The organism is Geomonas edaphica (assembly GCF_004917075.1).
Taxonomy (GTDB): Bacteria; Desulfobacterota; Desulfuromonadia; order Geobacterales; family Geobacteraceae; genus Geomonas; species Geomonas edaphica.
This window is the reverse complement of the sequence record NZ_SSYB01000004.1, coordinates 1,043,005-1,056,701: the sequence shown is the minus strand read 5'-3', so window position 1 is coordinate 1,056,701 and position 13,697 is coordinate 1,043,005. Positions and strand designations below refer to the sequence as shown.

The 13,697-nt window shown below is 63.5% G+C and carries 11 protein-coding genes; 5 read left to right on the top strand and 6 right to left on the bottom strand.

The genetic code is table 11. The annotated features are described in order from the left end of the window. Positions 1 to 25: 25 nt before the first annotated feature. Positions 26 to 937 carry a CopD family protein gene (locus tag E8K79_RS15410; RefSeq protein ID WP_136515471.1) on the bottom strand — a complete coding sequence of 304 codons (912 nt, stop codon included), beginning with the start codon at positions 935 to 937 and terminating at the stop codon, positions 26 to 28. A gap of 185 nt (positions 938 to 1,122) precedes the next feature. Between E8K79_RS15410 and pepN the strand changes: the two genes are divergently transcribed. Next, complete coding sequence (pepN, locus tag E8K79_RS15405; protein ID WP_136515470.1) at positions 1,123 to 3,765, top strand: aminopeptidase N; 2,643 nt, start codon at positions 1,123 to 1,125, stop codon at positions 3,763 to 3,765. 91 nt (positions 3,766 to 3,856) lie between these two features. Continuing rightward, positions 3,857 to 6,577 carry an EAL domain-containing protein gene (locus tag E8K79_RS15400; RefSeq protein ID WP_162604681.1) on the top strand — a complete coding sequence of 907 codons (2,721 nt, stop codon included), beginning with the start codon at positions 3,857 to 3,859 and terminating at the stop codon, positions 6,575 to 6,577. 6 nt (positions 6,578 to 6,583) lie between these two features. Here E8K79_RS15400 and corA read toward each other — a convergent pair whose 3' ends face one another. The 5 genes from corA to msrB form a co-directional block, all read right to left on the bottom strand. Beyond that, entirely contained in the window at positions 6,584 to 7,648 is a 1,065-nt protein-coding gene (corA, locus tag E8K79_RS15395) for a magnesium/cobalt transporter CorA (RefSeq protein WP_136515468.1), read from the bottom strand. A gap of 50 nt (positions 7,649 to 7,698) precedes the next feature. After that, positions 7,699 to 8,169: an EVE domain-containing protein gene (locus E8K79_RS15390; protein ID WP_136515467.1), complete on the bottom strand. Its 471-nt coding sequence runs from the start codon at positions 8,167 to 8,169 to the stop codon at positions 7,699 to 7,701. Positions 8,170 to 8,189: 20 nt separating this feature from the next. Continuing rightward, the gene (gene polX / locus E8K79_RS15385; RefSeq protein WP_136515466.1) at positions 8,190 to 9,908 is read right to left on the bottom strand and encodes a DNA polymerase/3'-5' exonuclease PolX; all 1,719 of its coding nucleotides are present in this window, start codon (positions 9,906 to 9,908) and stop codon (positions 8,190 to 8,192) included. A gap of 36 nt (positions 9,909 to 9,944) precedes the next feature. Then, a complete protein-coding gene (gene msrA, locus E8K79_RS15380; protein ID WP_136515465.1) occupies positions 9,945 to 10,550 on the bottom strand; it encodes a peptide-methionine (S)-S-oxide reductase MsrA in 606 nt (201 codons plus the stop codon). Positions 10,551 to 10,786: 236 nt separating this feature from the next. After that, complete coding sequence (gene msrB, locus E8K79_RS15375) at positions 10,787 to 11,302, bottom strand: peptide-methionine (R)-S-oxide reductase MsrB (protein WP_135868709.1); 516 nt, start codon at positions 11,300 to 11,302, stop codon at positions 10,787 to 10,789. A 245-nt stretch (positions 11,303 to 11,547) separates the two neighbouring features. Here msrB and E8K79_RS15370 point away from each other — a divergent pair, with 245 nt between their 5' ends. The 3 genes from E8K79_RS15370 to sucC all read left to right on the top strand — a co-directional run bounded on the left by E8K79_RS15370 (position 11,548) and on the right by sucC (position 13,696). Further along, a complete protein-coding gene (locus tag E8K79_RS15370) occupies positions 11,548 to 11,982 on the top strand; it encodes a hypothetical protein (protein ID WP_136515464.1) in 435 nt (144 codons plus the stop codon). Positions 11,983 to 12,001: 19 nt separating this feature from the next. Continuing rightward, positions 12,002 to 12,328, top strand: coding sequence for a hypothetical protein (locus E8K79_RS15365; protein WP_136515463.1), 327 nt, complete (start codon positions 12,002 to 12,004; stop codon positions 12,326 to 12,328). A gap of 210 nt (positions 12,329 to 12,538) precedes the next feature. Next, positions 12,539 to 13,696, top strand: a complete 1,158-nt coding sequence (gene sucC / locus E8K79_RS15360) for an ADP-forming succinate--CoA ligase subunit beta (protein ID WP_135868712.1) — start codon at positions 12,539 to 12,541, stop codon at positions 13,694 to 13,696. Position 13,697 lies beyond the last annotated feature (1 nt).

Sequence of the window (13,697 nt, the reverse complement as noted above, 5' to 3'; positions counted from 1 at the left end):
TAAGTCCGGCGCACCGGGAGCCGCGTCAGGCCCAGCGCCAGAGCGACAGTATCAGCACGATGAGAAAGACGATGCTGAGGTTCATGTAGGCCATGAAGAAGAAGACGCGCTCATGCAGGGGTGCCTTGCGCGGCCCGGCGGAGAGCGTCCCCACCTGCGGCATGGCGAGCACCTTCTCCGGGCCGTGCGGCGCGAGTTTGAGCGCCTCGCTCAGGTCTTCGCCCGAGTTGTGCCGCCCCATGTGCACCCCCTGTTTCCAGAGCCGGCTGGCGCTCGCATCGTAGAGCTTCCCGTCGTAGGCGAACCAGGTGGGACGCCCCTCCTTGCCGTCAAAGGAGCCGAGTTCATCCACGGTTAGTTCGCTCCCCGCGGGAAGGGCGACTGGTTCACGCCGCTTCGCCTTCAGCTTCGGGCCGATGAAGAGGACCACGTAGGTGGCGGAGAGGACCATGAACAGGTAGAGGGAGATCTTTATCAAAAGCAGCACCCCGAAACGGGTGTGCAGCAGCATGTCCAGCGAGGTGACGCGGAAGTGGGTGAGCAGCGCGCCGGTCACCCCCATGACCGCCATGGAGAGAACGCCGACCCGGACCTCGCCGCGCGGCAGCCCCCCTGCGGCGTACGCCGGCTTCAGCACGAGATGGACGTAGAGGATGGTGCCGAACCAGAGGATGGCGGTGAGCATGTGCAGGTAGCCTGCCGCGAAACGGACAATCTTGGCGACACCCCCCATGGCGGGCGCTTCGCTTTTCGCGGTACGGGAGGCCGCGAATTCCTTGCCCGCGGCGGTGAGCTCCCCGCCCCCTGCCGGGTCGAGGTGGCAGACGTTGCAGCTCTTACCGGTCTGCTGCGCGTAAATTTCGGTGGCCGCAGCGGGAGCCGCACACCATAGGCACGAGAGGAAAAGGATCAGTAGGAGGGCTCTTTTCATGCGCATCTGTATATCTCCATCTACCTGTAAAGTCAACTTTTTGCCCATTCCCACCGCGATGTTTTCTCTTTGAACAAATACGGGCTATGGCAGGAATCTCCCGCGAAGCGCGCCCGGGCGTTGAAAAGAGAGTGCCGTGCCGGTACAATAGCTCCCTTGTCCAGCGTAAATACCACCTTGAGAGGGAAACCATGTCACAGTGCCGGCACCAGACCATCCATCAGAAAGACTACACAGTTCCCGACTACCTGGTTGAGACAGTCGAGCTCGAGTTCGACCTTCACCCGGAAGAGACCAAGGTGGTCTCGCGCCTCTCCGTGCGCAGCAATCATGAGCGCGGCGCGACTCCGCGTCCCCTCGTGCTGGACGGCGAGGAGCTGACCCTGCTTTCGCTGAAGTTGGACGGCGTCGAACTCGCACCTGAGCGCTACCGGGTCGAAGAGGAAAGGCTCGTCATCGAGGCACCGCCGGAGCGCTTCGTCCTCGAGGTGACCACCAGGATCAACCCCGCGGCGAACACCGCCCTTTCCGGCCTCTACGCCTCCGGCCCCATGCTCTGCACCCAGTGCGAAGCGGAAGGGTTCCGGCGCATCACCTACTTCCTGGACCGCCCCGACGTCATGGCGGTCTACACCGTGACGCTCAGAGCGGACAAGGCGGCCTGCCCGGTCCTGCTCTCCAACGGGAACCTCGTCGAGAAGGGGGAACTGCCGGACGGGCGCCACTACGCCGTGTGGCACGACCCCTTTAAGAAGCCGAGCTACCTCTTCGCTGTGGTCGCCGGCGACCTCGTGCACATCTCGGATCGCTTCACGACCATGAGCGGGCACGAGGTGACGCTGGAGATCTACGTCGAGGAGCGAAACCGAGACAAGTGCGAACACGCGCTCCTCTCGCTCGCAAACGCCATGCGCTGGGACGAGGAGAAATTCGGCCGCGAGTACGACCTGGACGTCTACATGGTGGTCGCGGTGGACGATTTCAACATGGGCGCCATGGAGAACAAGGGGCTGAACGTCTTCAACTCGCGCTACGTGCTGGCAAGCCCTGAGAGCGCGACCGACGACGACTACCAGGCGATCGAGGAGGTGATCGGGCACGAATACTTCCACAACTGGACCGGCAACCGCATCACCTGCCGCGACTGGTTCCAGCTCTCGCTGAAGGAGGGGCTCACCATCTTCCGCGACCAGGAGTTCTCCGCCGACATGCAGTCGCGACCGGTGAAGAGGATCGCCGACGTGAAGAGCCTGAGAAGCGCCCAGTTCGCCGAGGACGCGGGCCCCCTGGCCCACCCGGTGCGCCCGGAATCATACGTCGAGATCAACAACTTCTACAGCATGACCGTGTACCACAAGGGGGGCGAGGTGATCCGGATGCTCGAGACCCTGCTCGGCCGGGAGGGTTTCCGCAAGGGGATGGACCTGTACTTCGAGCGGCACGACGGCCAGGCGGTCCGGGTCGACGAGTTCGTGCAGGCGATGGCGGACGCCGGGGGGCGCGACCTGTCTCAGTTCATGCTCTGGTACGACCAGGCCGGCACCCCGGTCCTCACGGTGACCGACGCCTGGGACGCGGGGAGCGGCAGCTACACCCTCACCGTCAAACAGAGCTGCCCACCAACGCCTGGGCAGCCCGAGAAGAAGCCGTTCCACATGCCGCTCGTCATGGGGCTTTTGGACCGCGAGGGGAACGAACTTCCGCTTGCGCTCGCCGGCGAAGCCGCCCCGTCCGGGACGCAACGGGTGCTGGAGCTTACTAGAGAGACCGAGAACTTCGTCTTCACGGGGCTTTCCAGCCGCCCGGTTCCCTCGCTGAACAGGAACTTCTCCGCGCCGGTGAAGCTCGACTATCCCTACAGCGACGATGACCTCACCCTCCTCATGACCCGCGACAGCGATCCTTTCGTGCGCTGGGAGGCGGGACAGGTGCAGGCGCTCAAGCAGATCATGGGGCTTGTGGCCGACTTCCAGGCGGGGCGCGATGCGCGCGTTTTGGAGGGCTTCATCGAGTCGTTCCGCAGGCTTCTGAACGACGACCGCCAGGACCGGGCCTTCCTTGCCGAGGCGCTCACCCTCCCCGCCGAGAGCTATCTTGCCGAGCAGATGGAGGTGATCGATCCCCCCGCGATCCACGCAGCCCGCGAGCTCGTGCGCGCGACGGTGGGCGAGAGGCTTTCCGCCGAACTTCTACGCGTGCGCGAGGCCTGCGCGCCTGCCGCCCCCTACCGCCCCGACGACGGGCTCGCCGGTTGCCGCAGGCTGAAAAACCTCTGCCTCTCCTACCTGATGGCCGCAGGCGGACAGGACGCCGTCGACATGAGCATGGCCCAGCTTGGAAGTTCGGACAACATGACCGACACCTTAGGCGCCCTCGCTCCCCTGGCCGGGTGCGCCTGCCCGGAGCGCGACGAGGCGCTGGGGCTTTTCTACGACAAATGGCGCGGCGACCGCGGCGTCATAGACAAGTGGTTCTCTCTGCAGGCGACCTCGCGTCTTCCCGACACCTTGGACCGCGTGCTTGCGCTCCTGGAGCACCCCGACTTCGACATCCGCAACCCGAACCGGGTGCGTTCGCTGGTCGGCGCCTTCAGCCAGGCGAACCAGGTCCGTTTCCACGACGTAAGCGGACGGGGTTACCGCTTCCTTGGCGACCAGATCCTGCGCCTGAACGCGATCAACCCGCAGATCGCCGCGCGCATGCTCACCCCGTTCAGCCGCTGGCGCCGCTTCGATGCCGCCCGCCAGGAGCTGATGAAGAAGGAGCTGGAGCGCATCCTCGCCGAACCCGGCCTTGCCCGCGACGTCTACGAGCTCGCCGAGAAGAGCCTCTAGTACTCACGCTCTCCTTCAGATAATGAAAAAACGGCCGATAAGTAGCTCATCCGTAACCCTTTGGACGGAGGAGCCGCTTATCGGCCGACATATGAAACCAACCACGTCTCAAGACAATCTGCTGACCGCGCGGCCGCTGGCCGTCCTCGGCCTGCTCCTCATGGTCACCTTCGTCACGGAATCCGTGGTGATGTCCCTCCTTTCATACCTATTCCCCTCCCTTGACGGATTCCCCGCGGTCTTCACCGACGCCCTTTTCCTTACCGCCCTGAGTGCCCCGGCGGTATGGTGGCTCATTGCACGTCCTCTGGAACTCCTCGCGCGTCGGGAATCGGTCACGGCCCGGACCGTGCTTCGCTCCATCGCCGAAGCGGTGATCATCTTCGATGCGAACGGGACCATCTACACCCTGAACCACGCCGCCGAAACCATCTTCGGCTACGCTCCCGGCGAAATGGAGGGACGCGACATCCTTCTCGTCCTGCCGGAAATCGCCCCCAGCGAACCGCCCCTTGCCTGGCGGCGTCCCCCAGGCGAGAGCCGCGGGCGGCACCGGGACGGCACCCTCCTCCCGGTGGAGGTCTCGGTGGGAGAGCTCGAACTGCCGCGCGGCGGGAAGTTCATCGCGATAGTCCGCGACATCAGGCCCCTGAAGCGCGCGCTCGCCGCGGCCGAGGAACAGCATGCTCTTTTGGGGAGCCTCCTGCAGCAAAGCGCCGTCCCCATCTTCGTGCTGGATCCCGAGCACCGCGTGCTGATCTGGAACCGCGCCTGCGAGGAGCTGACCGGCAGGAAGGCGCAAGAGATGGTCGGGACCGACCTCGCCTGGCAAGCCTTCTACCCCTCCCCCACCCCGGTTCTTGCCGACCTCGTGATCACCGGCGACCTGGAAAGGGTGCGCGAGGAGTGCGGCCCGGTGCGGCAGTCCCATCTCATCCCTGAAGGGCTCCAGGCGGAGGGGTGGTACAACAACCTGAACGGGCAGGACCGCTACATCGTATTCGACGCCGCACCGGTACGCTCCGGCAGCGGGAAGCTGCTGGCGGTGATCGAGTCCCTGGAGGACATCACCCAGCGCAAGCGCTACGAGGAGCAGCTCGAATACCAGGCGAGCTACGACCTCCTGACCGGACTCGTGAACCGCAACCTGCTCGCCGACCGCATGCGCCAGGCGCTGCTCATGTCCCGCCGGGAGCGGCGCGAGGTGGCGCTGTTCATGCTGGATCTGGACAGCTTCCAGTCGGTGAACGACGCAGTCGGCCACGACGAGGGGGACCGTCTGCTCAAGGTGATCGCCGAACGCCTGGCCGGCTGCGTCCGGGCCGAAGACACCGTCGCGCGCCGCGACAGCGACGAATTCGTGGTACTGATCTCCGATCCCGCCGCCTCCGACAACGCGGCCCTCATCGCCGGCAAGCTCCAGGAGGCCGTGGCCCGCCCGATACGGCTTGCGGGACGGGAGGTCGCGGTGACGGCGAGCGTCGGCATCGCGGTTCATCCACGAGACGGCGAGGACGCACCGACGCTTTTGCGCAACGCCGAGGCAGCCCTCTACCGCGCCAAGGAACTGGGGCGCCAGAACTTCCAATTCCACACCGGCGAGATGAACGCGAGATCCCTCGCCCGCATGACCCTGGAAAACCACCTGCGCCACGCCCTGGAGCGCCAGGAGCTGGTCGTCTACTACCAGCCCAAGGCAAGCCTCTCCTCCGGCGCCGTGGTCGGGATGGAGGCGCTTTTACGCTGGCACAGCCCGGAGCTCGGGGTGGTCCCCCCCGACACCTTCATCCCGCTTGCCGAGGAGACCGGCCTCATCCTTCCGATCGGGGCCTGGGTGCTGAAGACGGCCTGCGCCCAGATCCGCGCCTGGCGTGACGCCGGGATAGCGTCCCCCCCCGTGGCGGTCAACCTGTCGCCGCGCCAGTTCCGGCAGCATGACATAGCGGCGGCGGTGGCACAGGCTCTCGTCGAGACGGGGCTCGATCCGCACCTGCTCGAGCTGGAGATCACCGAGGGGATGGTGATGCAGGATGCGACTCGGGTCGCCGCGGTGCTCGGGGAGCTGAAGCAGATGGGACTCACCCTCGCCATGGACGACTTCGGGACCGGCTATTCAAGCCTCGGTTACCTTAAGCGCTTCCCCTTCGACAAGCTTAAGATCGACAAGTCCTTCGTGCGGGACATAACCCGCGATCCCGACAGCGCCGCCATCGCCAAGGCGGTAATCGCCATGGCGCACAGCCTGCACCTCAAGGTGATTGCCGAGGGGGTTGAGACCCAGGGGCAGCTGAACTACCTGCAGAGCCAGGGGTGCGACGAGATCCAGGGGTACTTCCTCAGCAAGCCGGTCCCGGCGGGTGAGTTCGAAAGGCTCCTCACGGAACAAAGACACATCCAGGTCCAGGAGCCCGGAGCCGCATGCCCGGAAAAAACGGTGCTGGTGGTGGACGACGACGAGGGGATTCTTGGGGCGCTGCAGCGGGTGCTTCTTGATGAGGGATACAACGTTCTGACGGCAAGGAACGCGGAGGAGGCTTTCGAACTGCTGTCGCTCAACCGGGTCTTGGTGATCCTTTCCGACTTCAAGATGCCCGGGATGGACGGGGCGGAGTTTCTCGGGCGCGCCAGGGAACTCTACCCGGACACGGTGCGCATCATGCTCTCCGGCTACGCCGACATCAACGCGATCACCAATGCGGTCAACCTCGGGGCGGTCTACAAGGTTATGTACAAACCGTGGGGTGAGAACGACATCAAGGAGAACGTGGGGGAGGCGTTCAGGCACTACGCGCTGCTGCACTCCAGCCGCTAGGGCGCCTCACAGCCAGCGCTTCTTTCTGAAATAGATCAGCATCCCGCCGGAAATGGTGAGGCAGAGGACGAAGACCATCGGGTACCCGAAGCTCCAGTCCAGCTCGGGCATGTGTTTGAAGTTCATGCCGTACCACCCCACCACGAAGGCGAGCGGCATGAAGATGGTGGCGATGATGGTGAGCACCTTCATCACCTCGTTCAGCCGGTTCGAGACGCTTGAGAGGTAGATGTCGAGCATGCCGGATAGCATGTCGCGCAGGGTTTCCAGGGTGTCCAGCACCTGCACGGTGTGGTCGTAGAGGTCCCTCAGGTAGATGATGGTGGCGTCGTCGATGAGCCGGGAATCACGCCGCTGCAGGCCGCTCACCACCTCGCGTAGCGGCCAGACGGCCTTGTGCAGGAAGAGCATCTGCCGCTTCAGGTGGTAGATGGACTGCACCGTGGCCGGGGCGGGGTTGTCGATCACCTCGTCCTCGAGGTCCTCGATCCGGTCGGCGAGCTTCTCCAGCACCAGGAAGTAGTGATCGACGATCACGTCCAGCAGGGCGTGCAGCAGAAAGTCCGCTCCCATGGTCCGCAGCCGCGCCTTCTCATTGCCGAGCCGGTTGCGGACCTGTTCGAACACGTCCCCTTCGAGCCCCTCCTGAAAGGAGATCAGGTAGTTCCGCCCCAATACCAGGCTCACCTGCTCGCTCTTGATCTCCCCCGTCGCGTCGTCCAGTTCGATCATCTTCAAGACAACGTAGAGATAGTCGCCGTAGTCGGCGGCTTTCGGGCGTTGGTCGGTGGCAAGGATGTCCTCCAGGACCAGGGGATGAATGCCGTAGCAGCTCCCGAAGTGCCTGAGCACCTCCAGGTCGGAGAGCCCCTCCACGTTTATCCATGAAACGGTGGGGGAGTCCGGCCCGATCAGGCAGCGGTCCAGGGACGCGCCCCGGTGCTTCTCGAGGCGAGTCGCGTCGTATTCCACCATGTCCACCCTGGTGGCGCCCGCCTTGGCGCGCCCCATGTGGATCAGCGTGCCCGGCGCAAGGCCCGCCTTTTTCGAGCGCTTCTTTATCGATGTCATGAAAACCCCGGTTCATTCTAGGTTCTAGGTTCTACGTCCCGTGCGGTACTTCAGGGGGCGACACCGGCGAGCTTCAGGATCCTGTCCCACTCCTCCTTGCGCACCGGCTGGACCGATAAGCGACTGCGGTTCAAAAGCGCCATCTCCGAAAGCTCGGGGATGGTCTTAAGCTCCGCCAGGGTCACCGGCCGCGGCAACGCGCGCACGAAGCGTACGTCCACCATGAACCAGGTCGGCTTTTCCGGATTGCTGCGCGGGTCGAAGTACTTGCTCGCAGGGTCGAAGGCGGTGAAGTCGGGATACCCTTCCCGCACCACCTCGGCGAGCCCAACGACGGCGGGCTCCGCGATGTTACTGTGATAGAAGAAGACCTGGTCACCGACCTTGATCTGGTCGCGCAGGAAGTTGCGCGCCTGGAAGTTGCGGACCCCGTCCCAATGCTCGGTGGCGTCGGGACGGCTCCTGAGATCGTCGAGGGAGAAGCTGGAGGGTTCGCTCTTGAAGAGCCAGTAGTTGGGCATGTCTTATGTTCCTTTCTTGGTTACTTCTTCCTTTTCAACCGCTTCAGCAGTTCCTCCGCCGAGAGCGTGTTCAGCACGTCATCCCGCTCGAGCCAGCCGCGCTGCGCCACGGAAATTCCCCAGGGCAGGGTCTCGAACTGCAGCTTCGCGTGCGTGTCCGTGTTGATGGCGATCTTCACGCCAAGCTCCTTCGCGCGGCGCACATAGCGGTCCTCGAGGTCGAGCCGGAGCGGATAGGCGTTGATCTCGAGCGCGGTCCTGGTCTCCTTCGCTACCTGCAGCACCTCTTCCATGTCGAGCTGGTACCCCTCCCGTTCCCCGATGATGCGGCCGGTCGGATGCGCGATGATGTGCACGTGCGGGTTGCGCATGGCGGCCACGATGCGCGCCGTCATCGCCTCCTTCGTCCCGTTGAAGCCGGAATGGATCGAAGCCACCACCACGTCGAGCTCCGCCAGCACCTCGTCCGGGAAATCAAGGGAGCCATCGTTGCGGATGTCCATCTCGGTGCCGTGCAGCACCCTGAAACCATCCAGCTCCCGGTTCAGCGCCCGGACCTCCGCCTGCTGCTCCATGAGGCGCTCCACGGTGAGACCGCGGGCGACGCCGAGCCCCTGGGAATGGTCGGTAACCGCGATGTAGGAGAGCCCCCTGAGCCGGGCCGCCTCGACGAGCTCCGCGATGCCGTGGGCGCCGTCACTCCACCGGGAGTGGACGTGGAGGTCACCTTTCACGTCCTGCGCGGTGATCAGTCGCGGCAGCCGCCCCTTGAGCGCCGCCTCGATCTCACCCTGGTCCTCGCGCAGCACGGCGGGGACGAAGGAAAGCTCCAGCAGGCGGTAGATGTCCTCCTCGTTCTCGCCCCCCATCCTGGCGTTGTCCTCCTCGCGGAAGATGCCGTACTCGTTGATCTTCAGCCCGCGTTTCTGCGCCATCTCCCTGAGGCGAACGTTGTGGGACTGGCTCCCGGTAAGATAGGCGAGCGCTGCGCCGTACGAGGCAGGCTCGACCACGCGCAGATCCACCTGCACCCCCTCCCGAATCGTGACGCTGGCCCGGGTCGGTCCCCTCATGATCACGTCGTGCACCTGGGTGAGACCGAGGAAGGCCTCCATCACCGCCGCGGGATCTGGAGAGGTGGCAACGATGTCGATGTCCTTGATGGTGTCGCGCCGGCGCCGGATGCTCCCGGCAACCTCGATCCGCTCGATGGGCGCCTTCTCCCTTAGCGCCGCCACCAACTCCTCGGCCGCCGGCAGCATACGCCCGAGCGGCTGGCGCTCGCGCCCCCGCTTCACCGACTGGATCCCCTTGAGGATGTTCTCCTCGGTCTTCTGCTTGATCCCCTTGATGCCGATGAGGCGGTGATCGAGAGCGGCCTTCTCCAACTCGTCAAGACCCGTTATCTGCAGCGCGTCGTAGATCGCCTTGGCGGTCTTGGGGCCCAAGTCCGGGACGGCCAGCATGTTGAACACCCCCGCCGGGATCTCCTGCTTCAGTTGCTCGTAGTAGGCCATACTCCCGGTCTGCAAGTATTCCTCTATGCGTGCCGCGAGGTCCGCGCCCACACCCGGGATCTCCAGGAGTTCCTTGTGCGTCATCTGGGCGAGGTCGCGGTTCAGCCCCTCCAGGTTTAAGGACGCCCTGCGGTAGGCCCTGATCTTGAAGATGTTGTCCTGCCGGATCTCCATGATGTCGGCGATCTCATCGAAGATCCGCGCTATCTCGCGGTTTTTCATATGGACCTCCAACCGGTTTCCGTCACCGTCGTCGGATCAGCGCCCGGCCTGGTCGCCCCAAAGCTCCTTCAGCCTGTGGTCCCGGCCGCAGCTCAAACGGTAGTAAGAGTACCGCAACGGGTTCTTCTTGTAATAGTGCTGATGATATTCCTCAGCCGGATAAAACTCCGTCGCCGGCACGATCTCCGTCACGATAGTCCCCTTGAACGGCTTGTTCGCCTCGAGGGCCTGCTTGGACTTGAGCGCCAGACGGCGCTGCTCCTCGTCGTGATAGAAGATGGCGCTGCGGTACTGGTGTCCGGCGTCGCAGAACTGGCGGTCCTTGGCGGTCGGGTCGATGTTGTGCCAGAAGCGCGTGAGGAGCTTGTCGTAGCTTATCTTCCCGGGATCGTAGATGACCTGAACCGATTCGGCGTGGCCGGTGCCTCCTGCGGAAACCTCATCGTAGGTCGGGTTCCTGGTATGTCCGCCGGTGTACCCGGAGGTGACGGAAACCACTCCCGGCAGTTCATCGAAGGGATGCTCCATGCACCAGAAGCACCCCCCGGCGAAGGTCGCCTTCTGCAGCGGGGCGGCCGGCAGCGAACCCGCCGCCGTCAGCAGGAACAGGAAGGCTAGCGTCACTGCAGTCAAAGTTTTCATCGTCGTCTCTCCAAAACGAGCCGCAAAGCCAGACAAAAAGCGAAATATACAGGGATGAAGGGGATACAGGGGATAAGGTCAAACCCGAAGGCTCTATGGTTTACATTCCTGTGTTTCAAGGTGTAAAGCCTCTATCCTGTTCATCCCCTTCATCCCTGTTAAACGTATTAAAGCCTTTCTTTGCGCCTTAGCGGCTTCGCGTCTTTGCGTTGAGTCTTTACGTTTTTCGCCTTCAGCTACTTGGTGGCCACGAACTGCAGCGCCGCTGAGTTCATGCAGTAGCGCAGCCCGGTCGGCTTCGGACCGTCATTGAAGACATGACCCAGGTGACCACCGCAGCGGCGGCAAAGCACCTCGGTCCTGGTGGAGAAGAAGCTTCTATCCACCGCCGTCTTCACGTTCTCCGGCGCGATGGGGCGGGTGAAGCTGGGCCACCCGGTGCCGGACTCGAACTTGTCCTCGGACTTGAACAGATCCAGTCCGCACCCCCCACAACGGTAAACCCCATGGTCATGGGTCGTCGCGTACTTGCCGGTGAAGGCACGCTCGGTACCTTTCTCACGGAGGATGTGGTACTGCTCCGGGGTGAGTATCTTCTTCCATTCCGCGTTGGTCTTTACGACCTCGTCAGTCATGATATAACTCCCCTTTTCCGCGGAGTACACTTTGAGCTTGGAAGCGGCGTCGGCCTCGATACCTAGTGCCGTCGCCAGAAAGAACAAAAAGCCGATTATCAGCCTGGCCTTCTTCATGACGTCTGCCTCCTCTACACTGTTGGAACGTCTCCAGTTGCACAGACTCAGGATAACATACGGCGTCAAATATTGCATTGCAGCCCCGGACTGAAGAATCATCGCTCTTTGCCGAAGAGTAATGCCAGTTTGGGGTTGAACAGGGAGAGCTTATCCTGAATAATAGGTAACGCTGCAAGTCAGCATCTGGAGGGAAGATGAAGGCGCTTCTGGCATTATTGCTGCTCACGTTCTCGGCCACCGCCGTGTCGGCCGACATTTACACATGGAAAGACAACAAGGGGACCAGATTTTACACCAACAGCCTGCACGAGATCCCTGCGAAGTACCTGAAAAAGGCGCGGGTTCTCGACGTGGCCACGGGCAAGCTCGGGGGCCTCGCCACCGCACAGCCCCCTGCCCCTGCGCAACCGGTGGCGTCCGCCACGGCAAGGGCGCCGCTGGCGCTGCCGGCTCCGGCGACCGCCCAGCCTGCCGCACCGCCTACGGCAGCGCCCTCACCCGAACCTGCTGCAGCCGCTGCCGGGCAACCGGCGACGCCCCCGCCTGGGCCGGCCGCTGCAGCTCAGCCTCAGCCGGCACCGCAGCCGCAGGTAACCACACCCTCCTCTCGCCGCCCCACCAGCTTCGCCGAACGCCGCGCGGCCCGCAGGGCGCGTATCAACGCCTCGGACGAGTGACACGCCCCGGAGGAAACCCATGAAGAGACTCATGGCACCGTCAATTCTGCTTCTTTTGCTGGCCGGCACCGCCAGCGGCGAGGAACTCTTTTGCCGCGGCAATATCATCAGCACCCAGGGGGAGGGAATCGTGGCGCGCAAGCACCGCTTCGAGGTGGCTGACGTCACCGGAAGCGACGTGAAGGCGGTCCTCGTCCAATGCAAGATCATCGCGCGCGAACGCCAGGCAAGGGCGGCGCGCAAAAATCCCGGCGGCAATTTCAGGGCGGTCTCGGAGGTGGAGCTGCATTGCACCAGGGGGACGGAAAGCTTCGAGGTGCGCCGCTCGCTACAGACCTTGCCTTAGCAGCTCATCCGAATAGTTCGCTGACTGCGGTCAAAAGGGGAGCCCCATCGGGCTCCTTTTTTTTAAACCTGTGTTACTATTTACTCTTAATTTGAAATTCCACCCGTTGTTGCCGATAAGTCCTACATGCCGCTTCGCCGCGAAGGCAAGCGGAACGGACGCTTACCCCGCATGCGCTGAAAATCCATAGCCGCACCAGAGGAGATCGTGATGAACATTCATGAGTATCAGGCCAAGGAGATACTGAATGCGTACGGCATCCCTATCCCGCGTGGCCGCGTGGCGCTCACCGCCGACCAGGTGGAACGAGCCGCGAAAGAGATGGGAGGCCGCTGCGTCGTCAAGGCCCAGATCTACGCCGGTGGACGTGGCAAGGCAGGCGGCGTCAAGCTGATCCACCACCCCGAGCAGGCGCAGGAATACGCAAAGGAGCTGTTCGGCAAGACCCTCGTCACCCCGCAGACCGGTCCGGAGGGACTCAAGGTGCGCCGCATCCTCGTGGAGGAGGCGGTGGACATCGCGCGCGAATTCTATCTCTCCATAACCCTCGACCGCAGCAGCTCCCGCTACGTCCTGATCGCCTCCGCCGAAGGGGGGGTGGAGATCGAGGAGGTCGCCAGCAAGACCCCGGAGAAGATCCATACCCTCACCATCGATCCCTTCACCGGTCTTAGGTCCTACCAGGCGCGGTGGATCGCCCTGCAACTTGGACTCTCCGGCAGCGTCTGCGAGGACTGTGTCAACCTGATCCTCAACCTCTACCGTGTCTGTCTTGAGAAGGACTGCGCCCTGGTGGAGATCAACCCGCTGGTTGTGACCCGGGCCGGGTGGCTCATGGCGATGGACGCCAAGATCACCTTCGACGACAACGCCATCTTCAGGCACCGCGAATACCCCGACATGATGGACTACTCGCAGCTCGACCCGCTCGAGATCAACGCGGGCAAGTACGACCTCGCCTACATCAAGCTCTCCGGCTCCATCGGCTGCCTGGTGAACGGCGCCGGGCTTGCCATGGCCACCCTGGACGTCCTGAAGGAGTACGGGGGCGAGCCGGCGAACTTCCTTGACGTAGGCGGCGGCGCCACCCGTGAAAAGGTAGCCGAGGCCTTCAAGATCATCCTGCAGGACACCGACGTGAAAGGGATCTTCGTCAACATCTTCGGCGGCATCATGCGCTGCGACGTGATCGCCCACGGTATCATCGAGGCGGCCGGCGAGGTGAACTGCACCCTCCCCATCGTGGTGCGCATGGACGGCAGCCAGGTTGAGGAGGGGAAACGTCTGCTTACCGAGAGCGGCCTGAACGTCCAGTGCAGCGACAACCTGGGCGACGCGGCCTCCAAGATCGTAGGCATGCTTGGATAGC